This window comes from Bradyrhizobium sp. CCBAU 51753 (assembly GCF_015291565.1).
Classification (GTDB): domain Bacteria; phylum Pseudomonadota; class Alphaproteobacteria; order Rhizobiales; family Xanthobacteraceae; genus Bradyrhizobium; species Bradyrhizobium ivorense.
On sequence record NZ_CP030037.1, the window covers coordinates 7,338,583 to 7,356,381 of the forward strand.

Consider the following 17,799-nt stretch of genomic DNA (forward strand, 5'->3'; position numbering starts at 1 on the left):
AGTCACTGTGCAGTCACGAGCGCGCCTCACGACTTCGTCGCCCCGCGGACGGCCCTCGGCGCAGCGTGGCCGGCGATGCCGTACAGGAACTGATCGACGACCATGTCGGCAAACTCGGCCGGCCCGATGCCGCCCTTCGGGTCGTACCAGGTGTGGCTGAAATTCAGTGTCCCGAACAGCATCATCGCGTAGACCTTCTTGGTCCGCTTGACGATCTTGCCCTGATCGTCGAGCTGGAGCAGCAGCGTCGACACCAGATCGACGATGCGGCGCTCCAGTGACTTGATGGTCTGCTGGTCGGCTTCGCTGAGGAAAGTCAGGTCGTTGAGGATCAGCCGCTGCTCCTGCGGCGAGCGCGCATTGAGATCGACGATGGCGTGGATCGCGGCGCGAAACTGATCGAGCGTGGACGTGTGCTTCGCGATCCCTGCTTCGACATCGGCGATCATCTGGCGCACATGCTCGTCCAGAATGGCGAACAGGATCGCTTCCTTCGAATCGAAGTAGTGATACAGCGCGCCGCGCGACAGCTTGCAGGCGTCGGCAAGATCAGCGATCGAGGCGCGCATATAGCCTTGGCTGGCGAACAGGTCGCAGGCAGCATCAAGAATGCCCTGATGAATGCCGTCGTAGTTCTCGGAGCGCGTTCGCGCCATCGACTGTCTCTCACATTCCAAGCGACGCCGCCGCGATCCGGCGACTCCCGCTCTCTATACTACCGCCGCGGTGATGACGTCCCGGGCCTGCACCCGCCGTTCCCCAGAACTCTTCCACCGAAGGTTCCGGCTCCAACCTGCGACGAAAAATAATTTGAACGGACAGTCGGATTATAATATGCTCAGGCATCGAGAGCAAGCAAATCAGGCACGCGGGGCCAACCCGGCGGCATCGAGGGAGGCTGTTCGTGGACACGCAGAGGGTCGATGCTATCGTGATCGGAGCCGGCGCCGGCGGGCTATGCGCCGCGGCGCGGCTGGCCCATGGCGGCCTGCGTACGCTGGTGGTCGACGACAACAGCCGGCTCGGCGGACGCGCCTCGACGGAGGAGATCGACGGCTTCAAGGTCAACATCGGCGCGATCGCGATCGAGTTCGGCGGCGTGTTCGAGGAGACATTCCATACGGTCGGCGCCCCCCTCAACATCCGCGCGCCGGAGCCGGCGAGCTCCTTCTTCATCGACGGCAAGCTGATCGATGTCGGCCGCGGCGGCTGGTCGCTGCTGCTCGGGCAACTGACAAAACAGGCCTCGCGCATCCTGGAGAAATTCGCCGATGCGCGTTCCGGCAACCTGCCGGACGGACGGCAGTCGACCGAGGATTGGCTGAAGGGCTACACCAGCAACGCCACCGTGCACGCGCTGTTCCGCAACCTCTGCGCCGCGATCTTCGCCTGCAACGCCGCCGAGCTGCCGGCCCGCGCCTTCCTCACCTATTTCACGAGCAAGGGCGCCTTCAAGAAATTCGGCTTCTGTCCGGACGGAACGATCGGCGTCTGGGAAAGCCTCGCCACCGCGGTCAAGCGCAACGGCGACGTCTGGCTCGACACCCCGGCCACCGAGATCCACACTGCCGATGGCCGCGTCACCGGCGTCACGGTTCGCAAGGGCGACACGCCGGTTCGCATCGACACCGATCTCGTCATCAGCAATGCCGGGCCGAAAGCGACCGTCGCGCTCGCCGGCGAGGCCGCCTTCCCTGCGGATTATGTCGCAAAAGTCCGGAACGGGCTTCGTCCGGCCGCCAACATCGTCATCAACATCGCAAGCCGCGAGCCGCTGGTGAACCATCCCGGCATCGTCACCTTCGGCAAGACCCGCCGGCTCTGCAACATGGCCAACCTCTCGGCCACCTGCCCCGAACTCGCGCCGCCGGGCTGGCATCTCTATGTCGCCTATGCCGTGCCGGTGCCGGCGCTCGGCGACTTCGACTCGGACAGTGAAGTCGAGCTCGCGCTTGCCGATCTGCGCGATCAGTTCGCCAATTTCGCGCAGGCGAAAATCCTGTCGATCCGGGTGATGCGCGACGACTGGCCGGCCCAGCGGAGCTGCGCCGGCTACGATCTGCCGCGGGAAACCGGCATCGAGGGCCTCTGGTGCGTCGGCGACGCGGTCAAGCAATACGGCAATGGCGGCACCCAGGCCTGCGCGGAGACGGCCAAGATCGTGACCGACGCGATCCTTGCCACGCGGCCGCGCCTGCCGCAGGCGAGCCGGATCTGACCGCGATGCCGACGACGATCCCGATTCCGACTCCATCTGCCGCGCCGCAACCGACGACCGCGCAGGACAGCCTGCTCGAATTCCGCAACATCCGCGTCGTCTACGACAATGCGATCGAGGCTGTCAGAGACGTGTCGGTCGCCGTGCCCGAAGGCGGCATCGTCGCCCTGCTCGGCTCCAACGGCGCCGGCAAGTCGACCCTGCTGAAGGCGATGTCCGGCATCCTCTATACCGAGGAAGGCGTGATCGAGAGCGGCAGCATCCGCTTCCGCGGCGAGGACGTGCATCACCTGGCGCCGGACGAGCTGGTGCGGCGCGGCATTGTGCAGGTGCCGGAAGGCCGTCGCGTGTTCGCGTCGCTGACCATCGAGGAAAACCTGCAGATGGGCGGCTACACCAGGAGCAATGCGGAGGCGCGCGCGCGCCGCGACAAGGTGTTCGCGCTGTTCCCGCGGCTCCATGAGCGGCGCGACCAGATCGCCGGCTACATGTCCGGCGGCGAGCAGCAGATGCTCGCGATCGGCCGCGCGCTGATGACCGATCCCAGGCTGCTGGCGCTCGATGAGCCGTCGCTCGGGCTCGCGCCGCTGATCATCGACCGCATCTACGAGGTGATCGTCCGCCTGCGCGACGAGTTGAAGATGACGGTGCTGCTGGTCGAGCAGAACGCGCAGCGCGCGCTCGATATCGCGGACTATGGCTACATTCTCGAGACCGGCCGCGTGGTGCTGGACGGCACCGCCAGGAAACTCGCCGCCAACGAGGACGTCCAGGAGTTCTACCTCGGCGTCTCCTCGTCCGGCCGCAAGAGCCTGCGCGACGTCAAGCACTACAAGCGCCGCAAGCGGTGGCTGTCGTGACCGCGCTGCTCACGGTCGAAAATCTCAGCAAGCGCTTCGGCGGCCTGCAGGCGGTCGCCGACGTCAATCTGAGCGTCGCCCCCGGCGAGATCTGCAGCGTGATCGGCCCGAACGGCGCCGGCAAGACCACGCTGTTCAACATGATCTCCGGCGTGCTGCGGCCGAGCGGCGGCCGCATCGTGTATGACGGCATCGACCTCAAGACGCTGTCACCGTGGCGCTATGCCGCCGCCGGGATCGGCCGCACCTTTCAGAACCTGGCGCTGTTCAAGCACGGCACCGTGGTCGAGAACATCCTGACCGGCCGCCACACCCATCTGCGCTCCAACGTGTTCGATGCCGTGATCTTCTTCGGCCGGACCCGCAAGGAGGAGGTCGCGGCGCGGCAGCGCGTCGAACACATCATCGAGTTTCTCGAGATCGAGCATATCCGGGACGCCGTGGTCGGCACCCTCTCCTACGGCCAGCAGAAGCGCGTCGAGCTCGCCCGGGCGCTAGCCTGCGAGCCGAAGATCCTGCTGCTCGACGAAATGGTCTCCGGCATGAATCAGGAAGAGACCGAGGACATCGCGCGTTTCGTGCTGGATATCCGCGATGAGCTCGGCATCACCGTGCTGATGATCGAGCACGAGATGCGGATCGTGATGGACATCTCGGACCGCGTCCATGTGCTGAATTTCGGCCGCAAGATCGCGGAAGGAACGCCCGACGACGTCAAGCGCGACCCCGCCGTTGCCGAAGCCTATCTCGGCCGCCAGCGCGCCGAAACCCTCGCAAGGGCGGGTGCATGATGTCGACGCTCGAGAACCTGCGTACCGCCCACCCGCCGCTGTCGGACAATGCCGCACGCAGCCTGCCTGCGACCGAAACCGATGCGTTCCGGACGGCGTTGCGGGACGCCGCCATCACCATTCCCCAATTGCTGCGGCAACGGGCCGCCATGCACGGCGATGCCCTGGCGCTGCGCGAGAAGGACTTCGGCATCTGGAACCCGTATTCCTGGCGCCATTATTACAACACCGCGCGTGCGGTCGCGCTCGGCCTGCTGTCGCTCGGCATCAAGCCGGGCGACCGCGTCGCCATCGCCGGCGAGAACACGCCGAAATGGTTCTATGCCGATCTCGGCATCCAGATGATCGGCGCGGTCGCGGTCGGCATCTATCCGACCAATCCCTGGGTCGAGCTGCAATACATCGTCAAGCACTCCGGCGCGCGCGTCGTGATCACCGGCGACCAGGAGCAGACCGACAAGGTGCTCGACGCCCTCGCCAACAATGGCGGCCTGCCCGAGCTCGAAGCCATCGCCTGCATCGACATGAAGGGGCTGCGGCACTATCGCCAGTCCAACCTGATGTCGTTCGAGGCGTTGTGCCAGCGCGGCCAGGCCTATGCGCGCGAAAACCCCGATGCGAATGCGACGCTCGACCGCCTGATCACGCAGGCCGCGCCCGACGACGTCTGCATCCTCGTCTACACCTCGGGCACGACGGGCCCGCCCAAGGGCGCGATGCTGACCCACCGCAACCTGATCTACGCCGCCTATACCTACGCCGTTGCGGTCGGCATCGCCGACAAGCCGTTCGAGGCCGTGAGCTATCTGCCGCTCTGCCATGTTGCCGAGCGCTGCTACGGCCTGGTGACCCATCTCGTGCTCGGCGGCACCGTCAGCTTCGCCGAATCGATCGACACGGTCGCAATCAACATCCGCGAGATCGCGCCGACCTTCTTCGTCGGCGTGCCCCGGATCTACGAGAAGCTGCAGCAGGGCTTCATGTTCAGGCTCGGCGAAAGCGGCAGCCTGCGCCAGCGCTTGACGCGCGCCTGCCTCGCCTGGGGCCGGACGCTGTCCGACCGGCGGCAGGCCGGCAAGGAAGGCCTGTTCGACCGCGCCGTCTACGGCCTGCTCTATCTCCTGATGTTCCGGAACTTGCAGCGCCATCTCGGCTTCGCCTATAGCCGGCACCGGCTCTGCGCCGGCGCCTCGATCTCGCCGGAGACCTTGCGCTTCTTCGACATCATCGGCCGACCGGTCTCGCAGGGCTACGGCCTCACCGAGAGCGGCGGCGTCGCCTTTATCCAGACCGAAAGCCATCATCGGCTCGGCGGCTGCGGACTGCCGCTGCCGCAAACCGAGTGGAAGCTCGATGACGACGGCGAGATCCTGTTGCGCAACCCCGGCGTCTTCAAGGGCTACTTCCTCGACGAAAAAGCCTCGACCGCCTCGCTCGAGCCCGGCGGCTGGCTGCGCACCGGCGACATTATCGAGGTGCTCGAGAACGGCGAAATCACCGTGGTCGACCGCAAGAAGGCGATCATCATCACCGCCGGCGGCAAGAACATCGCGCCATCCGAGATCGAGAACGCGCTGAAGGATTCCGAGTTCGTCAAGGAGGCGATCGTGGTCGGCGAGGCCAAGAAGTATCTCGGCGCCATCATCCAGGTCGACTACGACAATGTCGGCCGCTGGGCGCGCGACCGGGCGCTCGCCTACACCAACTACAAGTCGCTGTCGCAGCTCCCCGAGGTGCACGAGCTGGTCGAGCGCATCGTCGGCGAGACCAACAAGCGGTTCGCCCGGGTTGAGAACATCCGCCGCTTCGCCATCCTCGAAAAGGAGCTCGACCACGATGACGGCGAACTGACCGCCACGCAGAAGGTGCGCCGCGCCATGATCGAGAAGAAGTTCGCACGCGAGCTTTCCATCATCTATCCGACGGAGGGCTGAATGCAGTATTTCCTGCAGCTCCTGATCTCGGGTCTCGCGATCGGCGCCATCTACGGCCTGATCGCGATGGGCTTTGCCGTGATCTACAAGTCGACCGGGCTGGTCAATTTCGCGCAGGGCGAAATGACAATGATCACGGCCTATATCGCCTGGACGATCTCGACCACCGTCAGCGGCAACGTGTTCGTGGTCGCGGCCGGCGCGATCCTCGCGGCGATCCTGCTCGGACTGATCATCGAGCGCGTCGTGATGCGGCCGATGCTGGGTGAGCCGGTGTTCGCGACTGTGATGGTGACGATCGGGCTTGCGGTGATCCTGCGCTCGGCGATCAACTTCATCTGGGACGCCTACCCCCATGGCCTCGATGTCGGCATGGGCCGCGACATCGTCCGCCTCGGCGGCATCGGCGTGCGCACCGGACAGGTCGCCGTGATCGTGACACTGCTGGCGCTGCTGGCCGCGATCTGGGCGTTCTTCCGCTACAGCAAGATCGGCGTCGCGATGCGCGCCGTTGCGGCCGACGACCGCACCGCGTTGCTGATGGGGATCAGCGCCACCAGGGTGCACGCGTTGGCCTGGGCGGCCTCCTCGGTGATCGCCGGCATCGGCGGCGTGTTCTTTGCGCTGTCCTATGACCTGTCGCCGGCGATGTTCCAACTGGGATTGAAGTCGTTTCCGGCGACGATCCTTGGCGGCCTCGATGCCGTGCTCGGCTCCGGGATCGGCGGCCTCCTGATCGGCATCACCGAAAACCTCGCCGGCGGCTATGTCGGCTCCGGCATGAAGGAGGTCGCGGGCTTTCTGATGATCATCGTCGTGCTGATGATCCGCCCGTTCGGCATCTTCGGCGAACGCGACATCGAGAGGGTCTGATGCGCACCGGCGATTACAAGCAGACCTATGGCGAGCTCGTTGCGCTGATCGATTCACCGCCGGTCTGGCTGTGGTCGGCGGTGCTGGTGCTGGCGCTGATCGTGGCGCCCCATGTGCTGAACTCCTACGCGCTGTCATTCCTGATCATCATCCTGATCACGGTAACCGGTGCGCTGGGCCTCAATATCCTCACCGGCTACACCGGCCTGATCTCGCTCGGCCATGTCGGCTTTCTCGTCACCGGCGCCTATGCCTACGCGATCCTGGTCTCGAAATACCATTTGCCGCCGCTGGTTGGCTTCCTCGGCGCCGGCGTGGTGCCGGCGCTGGCGAGCCTGATCGTCGGCGCGCCGTCGCTGCGGCTGAAGGGGCTCTATCTCGCCATCACCACCCTCGCCTTCTCCTTCATCATCAACACCGTGATCCTGGAGATGCGCTGGCTCACCAACGGCGCCCGCGGCATCGCGGTGCCGCGGCCGGAGATCTTTGGCATCAGCTTCGACGGCGATGCCGCCTTCACCTATCTCTGCCTCGGCATCGCCATCCTGACGCTGTTCGCCACCCTCAACATCCGCCGCAGCCGAATCGGCCGCGCCTTCGTTGCGATCCGCGACAACGACATCGCCGCCCCCGTGATGGGCATCAATCTGCATGCCTACAAGCTGCTCGCCTTCGTTACCTCGGCTTTCATCACCGGCATCGCCGGCGCCCTCTACGGCATCTACCTCTCCTTTGTCAGCGTCGAGGGTTTTCCGTTCCTGCTTTCGATCGAGGCGCTGGCGATCCTGATCGTCGGCGGGCTCGGCTCGACGCTCGGCGCCGTGCTCGGCACCATCCTGATCGTGCTGCTGCCGGAGGCGACGCGTCTCGTCTTCAGCCTGTTCAGCGCGCAGATGGACGCGATGTTCACCACCGGCGCCCAGGAGCTGAAGAGCATGCTCTACGGCCTCGTCATCATCCTGTTCCTGCGCTTCCAGCCGCGCGGGCTGGTCGGCGCGTGGCACGACATCAGGCGGACCTGGGTGCACTGGCCGCTTCGCTACTAACCAATAACAGCACACCATGAGGAGGAAACCATGATCAAACATCTCGCGGCAGCCTCGCTGCTGCTGTCCGCGGCTTTCGTGACGGCCCCGGCCCTCGCCGCCGACCCCGGCATCACCGATACCGAGATCCTGATCGGCGACGTCGAACCGCTGACCGGGCCGCCGGCCCTGCTCGGCGTCGCCGCCTCGATCGGCCACAAGATCGCGATCGCGGAGGCCAACAATGCCGGCGGCATCAACGGCCGCAAGATCAAATATGTGCTCGAGGATGACGGCTACGTCACCGCGCGCACCATCCAGGGCGCCAAGAAGGTGATCGACGTCGACAAGGTGTTTGCGATGCTCGGCATGTCAGGCTCGGGCCAGTCGATCGCGGTGATGCCGGTGCTGGAGAAGGCGGGCATTCCGACCGTGATCGATGTCGCGCCGGTGAAATTCCTGTGGGAGCCGCCGCGCAAGAACGTATTCGTGATCGGCCAGTCCTACGAAGAAGGCATCATCCACCTCGTCAACTATCTCGCCGACAAGAATCCCGGCAAGAAATGGGGCCTGATCACCCAGGACGACGATTACGGCATCACCGTGCGCGACGGTTTCGACAGCGTCGTCAAGGCGAAGAAGCTGAACGTGGTCTACAGCGGCAACTACAAGAAGGGCCAGCAGGATTTTTCGTCCGACATGCTGCAGCTGAAGGACTCCGGCACCGAGGTGTTTTTGGCCGGCGGCATCATCGCCGAGAACATCGCGATGATGAAGGAACTCGAGAAGCTCAACGTGAAGCCCGTGACCGGCATCTTCTGGCCCGGCCGCATCGAGCCGGTGCTGAAGCTGATGGGTCCGGCGGGCGACGGCATCTACGCCGTCGACTATGTCGAGCCGTTCGCCGGCGAGGCCGGCAAGGCGTTCCTCGAAAAAGCGAAGCCGCTGGTCTCGGAGGCCGAGTTCAAGGGCATCAACCGCTACACCATGACCGGCTACGCCGCCGCCAAGGTGCTGATCGCCGCGATCGAGCGCTGCGGCAAGCAGCCGACCTGGGCCTGCACGATCTCGGAGCTGGAAAAGACCAGGAACGTCGAGACCGGCGTCATGGCGCCGATCAGCTTCGGCCCGGGCGTCCGCTTCTCCAACCAGAAGCTGCAGATCATGCAAGCCGACGTGGCGACACTGAGCTTCAAGCCGGTGAAGTGAGCTCCTCTCACCCGATCCAAAACCCCGCCGTCATCGCCCGGCTCGACCGGGCGATCCAGCATTCCAGAGGCGGCAGTGATCGACCGATAGGCCGCGGCGTACTGGGTCCCCCGGTCAAGCCGGGGGACGACACTGCGTATGCGGCGCGCCCTTGCTCGTGCGGCAAATCCGCCGTCATCGCCCGGCTCGACCGGGCGATCCAGTATTCCAGAGGCGGCAGTGATCGACCGATAGGCCGCGGCGTACTGGGTCCCCCGGTCAAGCCGGGGGACGACACTGCGTATGCGGCGCGCCCTTGCTTGTGCGGCAAACTCCGCCGTCATCGCCCGGCTTGACCGGTCGATCCAGTATTCCAGAGGCGGCAGTGATCGACCGATAGGCCGCGGCGTACTGGGTCCCCGGTCAAGCCGGGGGACGACACTGCGTATGCGGCGCGCCCTTTGCGGCAAACTCCGCTGTCATCGCCCGGCTCGACCGGGCGATCCGGTATTCCAGAGGCGGCAGTGATCGACCGATAGGCCGCGGCGTACTGGGTCCCCGGTCAAGCCGTGGGACGACACTGCGTATGCGGCGCGCCCTTGCTTGTGCGGCAAACTCCGCCGTCATCGCCCGGCTTGACCGGGCGATCCAGCATTCCAGAGGCGGCAGTGATCGACCGATAGGCCGCGGCGTACTGGGTCCCCGGTCAAGCCGGGGGACGACACTGCGTATGCGGCGCGCCCTTGCTCGTGCGGCAAACTCCGCCGTCATCGCCCGGCTCGACCGGGCGATCCAGTATTCCAGAGGCAGCAGTGATCGACCATAGGCCGCGGCGTACTGGGTCCCCCGGTCAAGCCGGCGGACGACACTGCGTATGCTGCGCGCCCTTGCTTGTGCGGCAACTCCGCCGTCATCGCCCGGCTTGACCGGGCGATCCAGCATTCCAGGGGCGGCAGTGATCGACCGATAGGCCGCGGCGTACTGGGTCCCCCGGTCAAGCCGTGTTCAGGAGCATCAGCACAATTTCTGCATTTTGGAAGAATACCGGTGAGTTGCCCGACGTGTCAAGCGCCATGTCGGAGCGCCGGTTGCCACCGGCCGGCTACTTTGCATGGGGTTGTTTTTCGGCATTTTGACCATGCCCCCCTGCGACGGGCAAGCGGGGCGAAAAGTTCCGCTCACATCCGCTTCGCCACTTCCTCCAGCATTACCTCGGTGGCACCGCCGCCGATGGTCAGGACGCGGGCGTCGCGGACCATGCGCTCGATCGGCGTTCCCCGCATGAAGCCGCTGCCGCCGTGCAGTTGCAGGCAGCCATGTACGACCTCGTGCAGCACTTCCGGCGACAGCGCCTTCACCATCGATACTTCGCGCAGGCAGTCCTGTCCGGCCGCGGCGAGTTCGGCGGCGTGATAGGCGAGCTGACGCGCGGCGGCGGCTTTGGCCGCAAGCTGCGCCAGCTTCAACCGCACGCCCTGCTGGTTCCAGAGTGGGCCACCGAACGCCTGCCGGGTCTTCACATAATTCGTGGTCAGCTCGATCGCCTTGGCGGACTCGCCGGCGCAGATGCCGCCGATGCAGATGCGCTCGTTCTGGAAGGTCTCCATGATGCCGTAAAAACCCTTGTTCTCCTCGCCGAGCAGGCTGTCGGCGGGCACGCGGACATCCTGGAAGGCGATCTCGGCGGTGTCGGAGCAGAGCCAGCCGTGCTTGTCGAGCTTGGTTGCGGATATGCCGGGCGTGTTGCGTTCGACGATGAACAGCGAGATGCCGCGGCTGCCCTTGGCCTGCGGATCGGTCCGCGCCGCGACGATCAGGATGTCGCCATAGACCGCGTTGGTGATGAACATTTTTGAGCCGTTGATCACCCAGCCATCGCCGTCACGCGTCGCGCGGGTCTTCAGCCCGGCAACATCGGAGCCGGCGTCCGGCTCGGTCACCGCGATCGAGCAGATCGTCTCGCCGCGGATGATCGCCGGCAGATATTTCCGCTTCTGCTCCGGCGTGCCGCGGAGCGTGATGTGCACCGCGGACATGTCAGTGTGCACCAGTGTCGAAGACGTAAAGCCGCCGAAGCTCGAGCGCCCGAGTTCTTCCGCAAACACCATCGAGGCCAGCGGTCCCATATCGGTGCCGCCATATTCGGCCTCATGACGCATGCCGAGAAAGCCGAGCGCACCCATGCGGCGGAAGATCTCGCGCGGAATCTTGCCGTCGCGCTCCCAGGCCTCGCCGTGCGGGATCACCTCCTTCTCGACGAAGCGACGCACCTGCTCGCGCAGCATCCGCAGTTCCTCAGGCAGGTTCGGCTGCTCCGCGAAGCGGAATGCGGTCTCGGTGAGCTGGCGCGGATCCGACGTCATGACGTTCATTATGGCGCCCTCTCGGCCCTGATGTGAAGCTGCTGACGCAGAAACGCCGCAAGACGTGAGATCGCCTCGCGCGCCTCCGGGATCTCGGGAAACATCTGGAACACGTGGATCATGCCGTCCCAGACCTCGAGCTCGACGTCGACGCCGGCAGCTTTCGCTTTGGCGGCGAGCACCGTGGCATCGTCGCGCACGGTCTCGCGGTCACCGGCCTGAATGAACAACGGCGGCAGGCCGGCGAGATCGGCATAGAGCGGAGACGCCAGCGGATGGCGCGGGTCGCCGCCGGCGCCGAGGTAGTTTTTCGCCAGCGCCAGGATCATGGCGCGCTGGTGAATCGGATCGGCGGCAGCGCGGCTTTGGTAGCTGGCGCCGGTCGCGGCAAGATCGGTCCAGGGCGACATCAGCACGGCCGCAGCCGGCAGCGGATCGCCGGCGTCGCGCGCCGCCACCATAGCGGCAAGCACGAGATTGCCGCCGGCGGAGTCGCCCGCGAACGCGATATCGGCTGGCCGCAGGCCCTGGTCGCGGAGGTATCGATACGCGGTCTGCGCATCCTCCAGCGCCGCGGGAAAGCGATGCTCCGGCGCCAGGCGATAGTCGATCGCCAGCACCCGGCAGCCCGCGGCCTCCGCGAGCCGCGCGATCAAATCGCGATGCGAGGCCACCGAGCCGATCCGGAAGCCGCCGCCATGAAAGTAGAGGATCGCCTTGTCGTGCGGCGCAGCGGGCGGCGCGATCCATTCGGCATCGACGCCGTCGGCGGACACCTGACGGCACTGCACGGCGACCGAGCAGCCGGCGAACGCCGCGTCCCAATCGCTGCGCATCTGCGCCACCGACGTGTCGCGATTCCAGTTGCGATAGATCGCGCGCAGGCGCTCGGTCGCGCGATCGACCGGCGTCAGTTCGATATCGTCGGCCGGATCTGCCATCTCAGCCACCGATCCCCATGCCGCCGGACACGCCGAGCGTTTCACCGGTGATGTAGGCGGCCTGGTCCGAGGCCAGGAACCGCGCGGCAGCGGCCACCTCCTCGGGTTCGCCGAGCCGGCCGAGCAGCGTCGCTCCGGTCATCGCCTGCAGTATCTTCTCTCCGCCCTTCGCCACCGCCTGCTCCAGCATCGGTGTGCGGATCGGTCCCGGCGCGATCGCATTTACCGTGATGCCGTAGCGCGCGTTCTCCCGCGCGATGCTCTTGGTGAAGGCGATCACGCCGCCCTTGGCAGCCGAATAGACCGAGCCGCCCCTGGAGCCGAGCCGCGCCGCTTCCGACGTGATGTTGATGATGCGGCCGAAGCGAGCCTTCTGCATCGCCGGCAGCGCAGCCTGGGTGCAGGCGAGCACCGAGGTGAGGTTCACAGCGATAAGCCGCGCCCAGTCGTCCGCGGTGGTGTCGGTGAAGAAGGCGTGCTGGTCGACGCCGGCATTGTTGACCAGGATATCGAACGGGCCGTCCTGCGCCATCACGGCTGGGACCGCGACCGCATCGCTGACGTCGAGCCCGGCGGCAGCCGCCCCCACTTCGTCCGCAAGCGCCGTCGCTGCTGCAATGTCGAGATCGGCGATCACGACGCGGGCGCCCGCGCCGGCAAAGCTGCGCACGATTGCAGCCCCGATGCCGCGCGCACCACCGCTCACGAAGGCGCGGCGGCCGTCGAGGCGCCCGAATGGCAAGGAGCCGGCCACGCCTCAACGCCCCCTGAACACCGGCTTGCGCCGTTCGACGACGGCAGCAAGGCCCTCGCGCGCATCGGCCATGCCGGAGAGTTCGGCGACGGTGCGCGCCTCTTCCGACAGGCATTGCTCGATGCTGGTGCCGGTGCCGGCCCAGACCAAGCGCTTGGTGGCCGCGAGCGCCTTCGGCGCACCGGCCGCCAGCTCACGCGCCAGCGCCAGCGATGCCTCGCCGAGCTCGGCATCCGGAACGACCTTGGTGACGATTCCCATCTGCAGCGCATCGGCCGCCGAAATCACCGGGTTGGTCAGCAGGATCGACATCGCACGCCGCAAGCCGACCAGCCGCGACAGCGTCACGGAAACGCCGGCATCCGGCGCCATCGCCACCCGCGTCGCGCCAGCCAGGAACTTTGCGGATTCCGCTGCGATCACAATATCGGAAGCGCAGACCAGTCCAAACCCGCCGCCGCCGGCCGCAAAGCCCTGCACCGATGCGATCACCGGCGCTTCGAGCCGCAGCATGCCGGTCACCGCATTCTGCAGATGGGCTGTGGCCTGGCGGATGTAGTCGGGCAGCTTCTCGCCCTTGGATGCAAAGGCACGCACGTCGCCGCCGGCGCAGAAGTTGGTACCCTCGCCGCTCAGCAGCACGACGCGCAGATCGGGGTGGCCGTGGCAGGCCATGATGGCGTCGCACAGCGCGCTCAGCAGCTCGACGCTCATGCCGTTGGCGGCATCGGGGCGATTGAGCCGCAACCGCGCGATACCGTCGGTGACGTCGAGCAGAACGGGGCCCTTGTCGATCATCGCGGCAGACCTTTCCTAGACCAGGAATGACAGCGTGTAGATTGCCTTGTCGTTGTTGACGAGCACGACCTTCTTGTAGGCCATCCGCAGCTCACCATCGACGTGGCGCAGGCGATATTCATTGCGCGCGGCCCACAGCGTGTCGTCGCGCAGGCTGGATTCGAAGATCAGGCTGTTGCTGGCCACCGAAATGTCGCCGCCCGCCTGCTCGTCCATCAGCTCGATGTTGGAGACCAGCCGGCGCAGGTTCGATTGCGGCGTCTGGGTGAAATGCTTGCCGGTCATCAGTTGCCGGACCCGCAACGCGATCCGCGAGCGATTGTCGTAGATGATCGACATCTGCCGTTCCGGATCGATATCGGCGCCGTTGGCCGGCACCCAGTAGACGCCGTCGTCGGTCCAGAGCTTTTCCCAGGCCTCGTATTGGTGCTCGTCCTGCAGCCGCGCCTCGCGATAGAGGAACGCGGTGACGGCGCCCATCAGCGTGGCGTTGCTCTCGCGCGACAGCATCAGGCGGGCTCCATCAGCTTGCGATAGTGGCGCCAGATGCCGCGCGACGGCACCTCGTCGGTGACGTGACCGACCGTGAAGCCGAGCTCGTCGCGGCGCTCGCGTTTCTCGCCGCGGCCGAGGAAGATCCATTCCGGATTGCGCGCCAGCACGCCGCGGTGGCAGCGCTCATACATCTCGGAATCGTCGGCGAGCAGGAAGCCGGCCGGGCCGACCGAACCCATGGTCTGCTGGCGCAGGCGGCGATTGAGGTCCGGCGCGCCCTTGAACTGCAGGGCGGTGACGTGCTGGACGCTGTCGTCGACGCCGAGCGGCTGGATCACGAACATCTGGATCTCGGCGATGAACAGGTTCGGGAAGATCATCACATGCGGCGTGCCGTCGATCATGATCTGGCGTGCGGCGGTGTCGCCATAGGCGGCCTTCATCCGCGCGGTATAGTCCGGCAGCCGCTCCTCGCTGGTGCCGAACCAGCTCATCGGTTGATCGCGCTTGCGGAACTCGGGCCGCAGATCGATTTCGGTGTGGCCGCTGCCGTAGTCCCGCGTCAGCGCGCTCGATGCGCCGCCATAGAGTTTGCCGATCATGCTGTCGGCGACGCCGAAGATCGAGGTGTGCACGAAGGCCGGGTGATAGCCGTCGCACTCGTTCTCGAGGATGAACTTCCAGTTCGCCTTGACGCGATGCTTGAGGAAGCCCGCCGTGATCTCGATCTCGCCCTCCGGCGAGGTCCGCACCAGCCGATCGATGGTCTCGGCGGCGCCGCCGAGATGCTCCTTCAGCGTCGGTCCATCGGCTGCGAACGAGCCGAACACAAAGCCGCGATAGGACTCGACCCGCGTCACCCGCCCGAGCGCGAGATCGGCTTTGTCCTGCCCCTCATAACCATCCGGAAAGGCATAGCCGACCAGCCTGCCATCATTGGCAAACGTCCAGGAGTGGAACGGACAGGTGAAGGAGCGCGCATTGCCGCGGTCGTAGGAACAGACCTGGTTGCCGCGGTGCGAGCAGCGGTTGAGCAGCAGATTGATCCTGCCCTGCTCGTCGCGGGTCATGATGACCGACTGCGGGCCGATCGATTTGACCACGTAGTCGTTGGCGTTGGGCACCTCGGTCTCGTGACCGACATAGACCCAGGTGCGGTACCAGATGTTCTGCAGCTCGGCCTCGAAGATCGCGGGATCCGTGTACAGCGAGCCGTGCACCCGGTCGGGCCGGATCAACTCGCTCCACTGCGACGTGCGCGGCATGACGTTCATTTCCAGGACCTCCCGCGGCTCGACCATCGTCCCGCCGCTCTGCTGCCGGCTTCTACAATAATAATCCGAACGACCGTTTAAATAATAGCATCCTCTTTCCATTCTGCAAGTGCCATGTTGAGGCTGGAACTCGCGTCAGATTGGCTGACGGGAATTCAGGCCAGCTGTTATGGCGGGAAAATGCTGTGCTTCGGCTTCGCTCATTCCCACCGGACCCGCGGGCATGACTTCCGATGAAATCGAAGACGAATTGGGTCGTCGCGCGCTCCCGGGAATTTCGACCTTGAGCCAATGAACCTCAACGCGCGAAATGACGAGATCGCGGAATTCGCGATCCGTCGCCGCATTGTCGGCGCGCAGTAGCTAAAGCAGCTAAAGCATGATCCGGAAAAGTGTGAAGCGGTTTTCCGAAAAGATCATGCTCAAACAAAGAGCTAAAGCGCGATGACGATTCGACCCGATCTCATCGCGCTTTAGGGCTCCGGCGAAATGCCCCAATCGGCGAGGGCCTGACGGTTGTCGCGCCCCGGTGACGGCGGTGGCGTGTGAAGCTCGGACGGCGTACGTGAAAACCGCGGCGCGGGGCTCGGGTGACGTACGCCGTCGAACATGGTGTAGGCGTCTCGCGCCTTCATCTGCGGATGCGAAGGGGCCTCGTCGATCGTCAATACCGGCGCGAGACAGGCGTCGCGCCCCATCGCAGCCGCGACCCATTCGTCGCGCGTGCGGCCGGCGAATATTTCGGCAAAGCGCCGGCGCGTCTGCGGCCAGGATGCGCGCTCGTTCTGGTTCGGGAGTTCCTCTGGCCTCAGCCCCATCACTTTCAACAGATTGGCATAGAAGTGCGGTTCGATCGCGCCGACGGCAATGAACCTGCCGTCCTTGGTCGCATAGCTGCCATAGAAGGGAGCGCCGCCATCGACGATGTTATCGGCGCGCTGCTCGGTCCAACTGCCCTGCTGACGGAACGCCTGGAACGCCGACATCAGATGCGTCACGCCGTCGATCATGGCAACGTCGATCGTTTGCCCTTTGCCCGATTGCCGCGCTTCCAAGGCTGCCGCAAGCAGGCCGACGGTCAGATAGAGCGCGCCGCCGCCGAGATCGGCAACGAGATTGAGCGGTGGCGGCGGCGGACGGTCCGCCTCACCCAGGCAATGCAACGCGCCGGTCAGCGCGAGGTAGTTGATGTCATGGCCCGCCTCCTGCGACATCGGACCTTGCTGCCCCCAGCCGGTCATGCGTGCATACACCAGACGCGGGTTGATGGCATGGCAAGGATCTGGCCCAAGCCCGAGCCGCTCCATCACCGAAGGCCGGAAACCCTCGATCAGCGCGTCGGCCTGCGCGACGAGCTGTAGCACCGTCGCGACGCCCTGCGGCTGCTTGAGATCGAGCGCGACCGAACGCTTGTTGCGGTTGTAGAAATCGAACTGCGCCGGCAGTTCCGGCTCGACGCCTTGCCGGGGAAGGCGATCGATCCGCAGAACGTCGGCGCCGAGATCGCCGAGCAACGCACCGGCAAAGGGAGCTGGGCCAATTCCGCCCATTTCGACGATACGAAAGCCGTGCAACGGTCCGGTCAAGACGGCATCTCCTCTGATCGGAAACCTCAGCGGTGAAAACGCACAACGTCCTCGATCGGGGACCGGTCGACGCGCGCCGCGTTGGCCTTGACGTCGAGGTCCTCGTAGCCGAACGAGATGCCGAACAGCAGTTTCTGACTGTGGGGAATTCCGAGCTGCTCGCGGACAATATCAGGAAACAATCCGAGCGCGCCTTGCGCGCAGGAGGCGATGCCGCGGGCGGTGAGCGCCAGCATCAGGGTTTGCGCATACATGCCGATATCGGTCGCTTCACGCGTATCGAACGGCGCGGGCATGAAGATGAAGACGGCATGGGGCGCATCGAAGAATGCGTGGTTACGAACATAGGCCAGCTTGCGTCCAACCCGATCGCTCCGCGCCACACCCATCGCGCCATAGAGCGCCTGCGCCGCGCCGACCTGCCGTTCCCGATAGACCCCGGTGAACTTGCCGTCGGCCGGCCAGTCCGGCTTGATCGGCTCATCGCGCATGCCCGCGGCCACCAGCGCCTCTCGAAGCCGCGAGAGCGTCTCGCCCGACACGACGTGAGGGACCCATGGTTGCACGTTGCAATTCGACGGCGCCCACTGCGCCAGCGCAAAAGCCTCGCGAAGGATCGGGTCAGGCACTTCGCACGAAAGGAATCCACGCACCGAACGGCGCCTGCGGATCGCCTCATCGACACTCATCGCGGGGCGC

General features: G+C 65.5%; 16 protein-coding genes. 7 read left to right on the forward strand and 9 right to left on the reverse strand.

What is annotated here, in order from left to right:
• Positions 1-26: 26 nt before the first annotated feature.
• Entirely contained in the window at positions 27-656 is a 630-nt protein-coding gene (locus XH93_RS33500; protein ID WP_139864287.1) for a TetR/AcrR family transcriptional regulator, read from the reverse strand.
• Between the two features lie 248 nt (positions 657-904).
• On the opposite strand from XH93_RS33500, the gene XH93_RS33505 reads away from it, so the two are divergent.
• The 7 genes from XH93_RS33505 to XH93_RS33535 are packed head-to-tail and all read left to right on the forward strand — an operon-like array spanning position 905 to position 8,910.
• Entirely contained in the window at positions 905-2,218 is a 1,314-nt protein-coding gene (locus XH93_RS33505) for an NAD(P)/FAD-dependent oxidoreductase (protein WP_246799365.1), read from the forward strand.
• A 5-nt stretch (positions 2,219-2,223) separates the two neighbouring features.
• Positions 2,224-3,078 (forward strand): ABC transporter ATP-binding protein, encoded by an 855-nt coding sequence (locus tag XH93_RS33510; protein ID WP_194470745.1) that lies wholly within the window; start codon positions 2,224-2,226, stop codon positions 3,076-3,078.
• Positions 3,075-3,869: an ABC transporter ATP-binding protein gene (locus tag XH93_RS33515; protein WP_194470746.1), complete on the forward strand. Its 795-nt coding sequence runs from the start codon at positions 3,075-3,077 to the stop codon at positions 3,867-3,869. The genes XH93_RS33510 and XH93_RS33515 overlap by 4 nt, the downstream gene beginning before the upstream one ends.
• The gene (locus XH93_RS33520; protein ID WP_194475424.1) at positions 3,869-5,803 is read left to right on the forward strand and encodes a long-chain fatty acid--CoA ligase; all 1,935 of its coding nucleotides are present in this window, start codon (positions 3,869-3,871) and stop codon (positions 5,801-5,803) included. Before XH93_RS33515 ends, XH93_RS33520 begins: the two co-directional genes overlap by 1 nt.
• Positions 5,804-6,676 (forward strand): branched-chain amino acid ABC transporter permease, encoded by an 873-nt coding sequence (locus XH93_RS33525; protein WP_194470747.1) that lies wholly within the window; start codon positions 5,804-5,806, stop codon positions 6,674-6,676.
• The gene (locus XH93_RS33530; protein ID WP_194470748.1) at positions 6,676-7,722 is read left to right on the forward strand and encodes a branched-chain amino acid ABC transporter permease; all 1,047 of its coding nucleotides are present in this window, start codon (positions 6,676-6,678) and stop codon (positions 7,720-7,722) included. Before XH93_RS33525 ends, XH93_RS33530 begins: the two co-directional genes overlap by 1 nt.
• Before the next feature lie 30 nt (positions 7,723-7,752).
• A complete protein-coding gene (locus XH93_RS33535; RefSeq protein WP_194470749.1) occupies positions 7,753-8,910 on the forward strand; it encodes an ABC transporter substrate-binding protein in 1,158 nt (385 codons plus the stop codon).
• Between the two features lie 1,157 nt (positions 8,911-10,067).
• On the opposite strand, the gene XH93_RS33540 is transcribed toward XH93_RS33535, so the two are convergent.
• From XH93_RS33540 to XH93_RS33575, 8 genes are all read right to left on the reverse strand, one after another.
• Positions 10,068-11,261: an acyl-CoA dehydrogenase family protein gene (locus tag XH93_RS33540; RefSeq protein WP_210340414.1), complete on the reverse strand. Its 1,194-nt coding sequence runs from the start codon at positions 11,259-11,261 to the stop codon at positions 10,068-10,070.
• Positions 11,261-12,193 carry an alpha/beta hydrolase gene (locus XH93_RS33545; RefSeq protein ID WP_194470750.1) on the reverse strand — a complete coding sequence of 311 codons (933 nt, stop codon included), beginning with the start codon at positions 12,191-12,193 and terminating at the stop codon, positions 11,261-11,263. The genes XH93_RS33540 and XH93_RS33545 overlap by 1 nt, the downstream gene beginning before the upstream one ends.
• Before the next feature lies 1 nt (position 12,194).
• Complete coding sequence (locus XH93_RS33550) at positions 12,195-12,947, reverse strand: SDR family NAD(P)-dependent oxidoreductase (protein ID WP_194470751.1); 753 nt, start codon at positions 12,945-12,947, stop codon at positions 12,195-12,197.
• Positions 12,948-12,950: 3 nt separating this feature from the next.
• Positions 12,951-13,745: an enoyl-CoA hydratase/isomerase family protein gene (locus tag XH93_RS33555; protein WP_194470752.1), complete on the reverse strand. Its 795-nt coding sequence runs from the start codon at positions 13,743-13,745 to the stop codon at positions 12,951-12,953.
• Positions 13,746-13,760: 15 nt separating this feature from the next.
• Entirely contained in the window at positions 13,761-14,255 is a 495-nt protein-coding gene (locus tag XH93_RS33560; protein ID WP_139485292.1) for an aromatic-ring-hydroxylating dioxygenase subunit beta, read from the reverse strand.
• Positions 14,255-15,514 (reverse strand): Rieske 2Fe-2S domain-containing protein, encoded by a 1,260-nt coding sequence (locus XH93_RS33565; protein WP_194470753.1) that lies wholly within the window; start codon positions 15,512-15,514, stop codon positions 14,255-14,257. The genes XH93_RS33560 and XH93_RS33565 overlap by 1 nt, the downstream gene beginning before the upstream one ends.
• A 473-nt stretch (positions 15,515-15,987) precedes the next feature.
• Positions 15,988-17,028 (reverse strand): CaiB/BaiF CoA-transferase family protein, encoded by a 1,041-nt coding sequence (locus XH93_RS33570; protein ID WP_305825957.1) that lies wholly within the window; start codon positions 17,026-17,028, stop codon positions 15,988-15,990.
• A gap of 98 nt (positions 17,029-17,126) precedes the next feature.
• Positions 17,127-17,789, reverse strand: coding sequence for a nitroreductase (locus XH93_RS33575; RefSeq protein ID WP_210340415.1), 663 nt, complete (start codon positions 17,787-17,789; stop codon positions 17,127-17,129).
• Between the last annotated feature and the right edge of the window lie 10 nt (positions 17,790-17,799).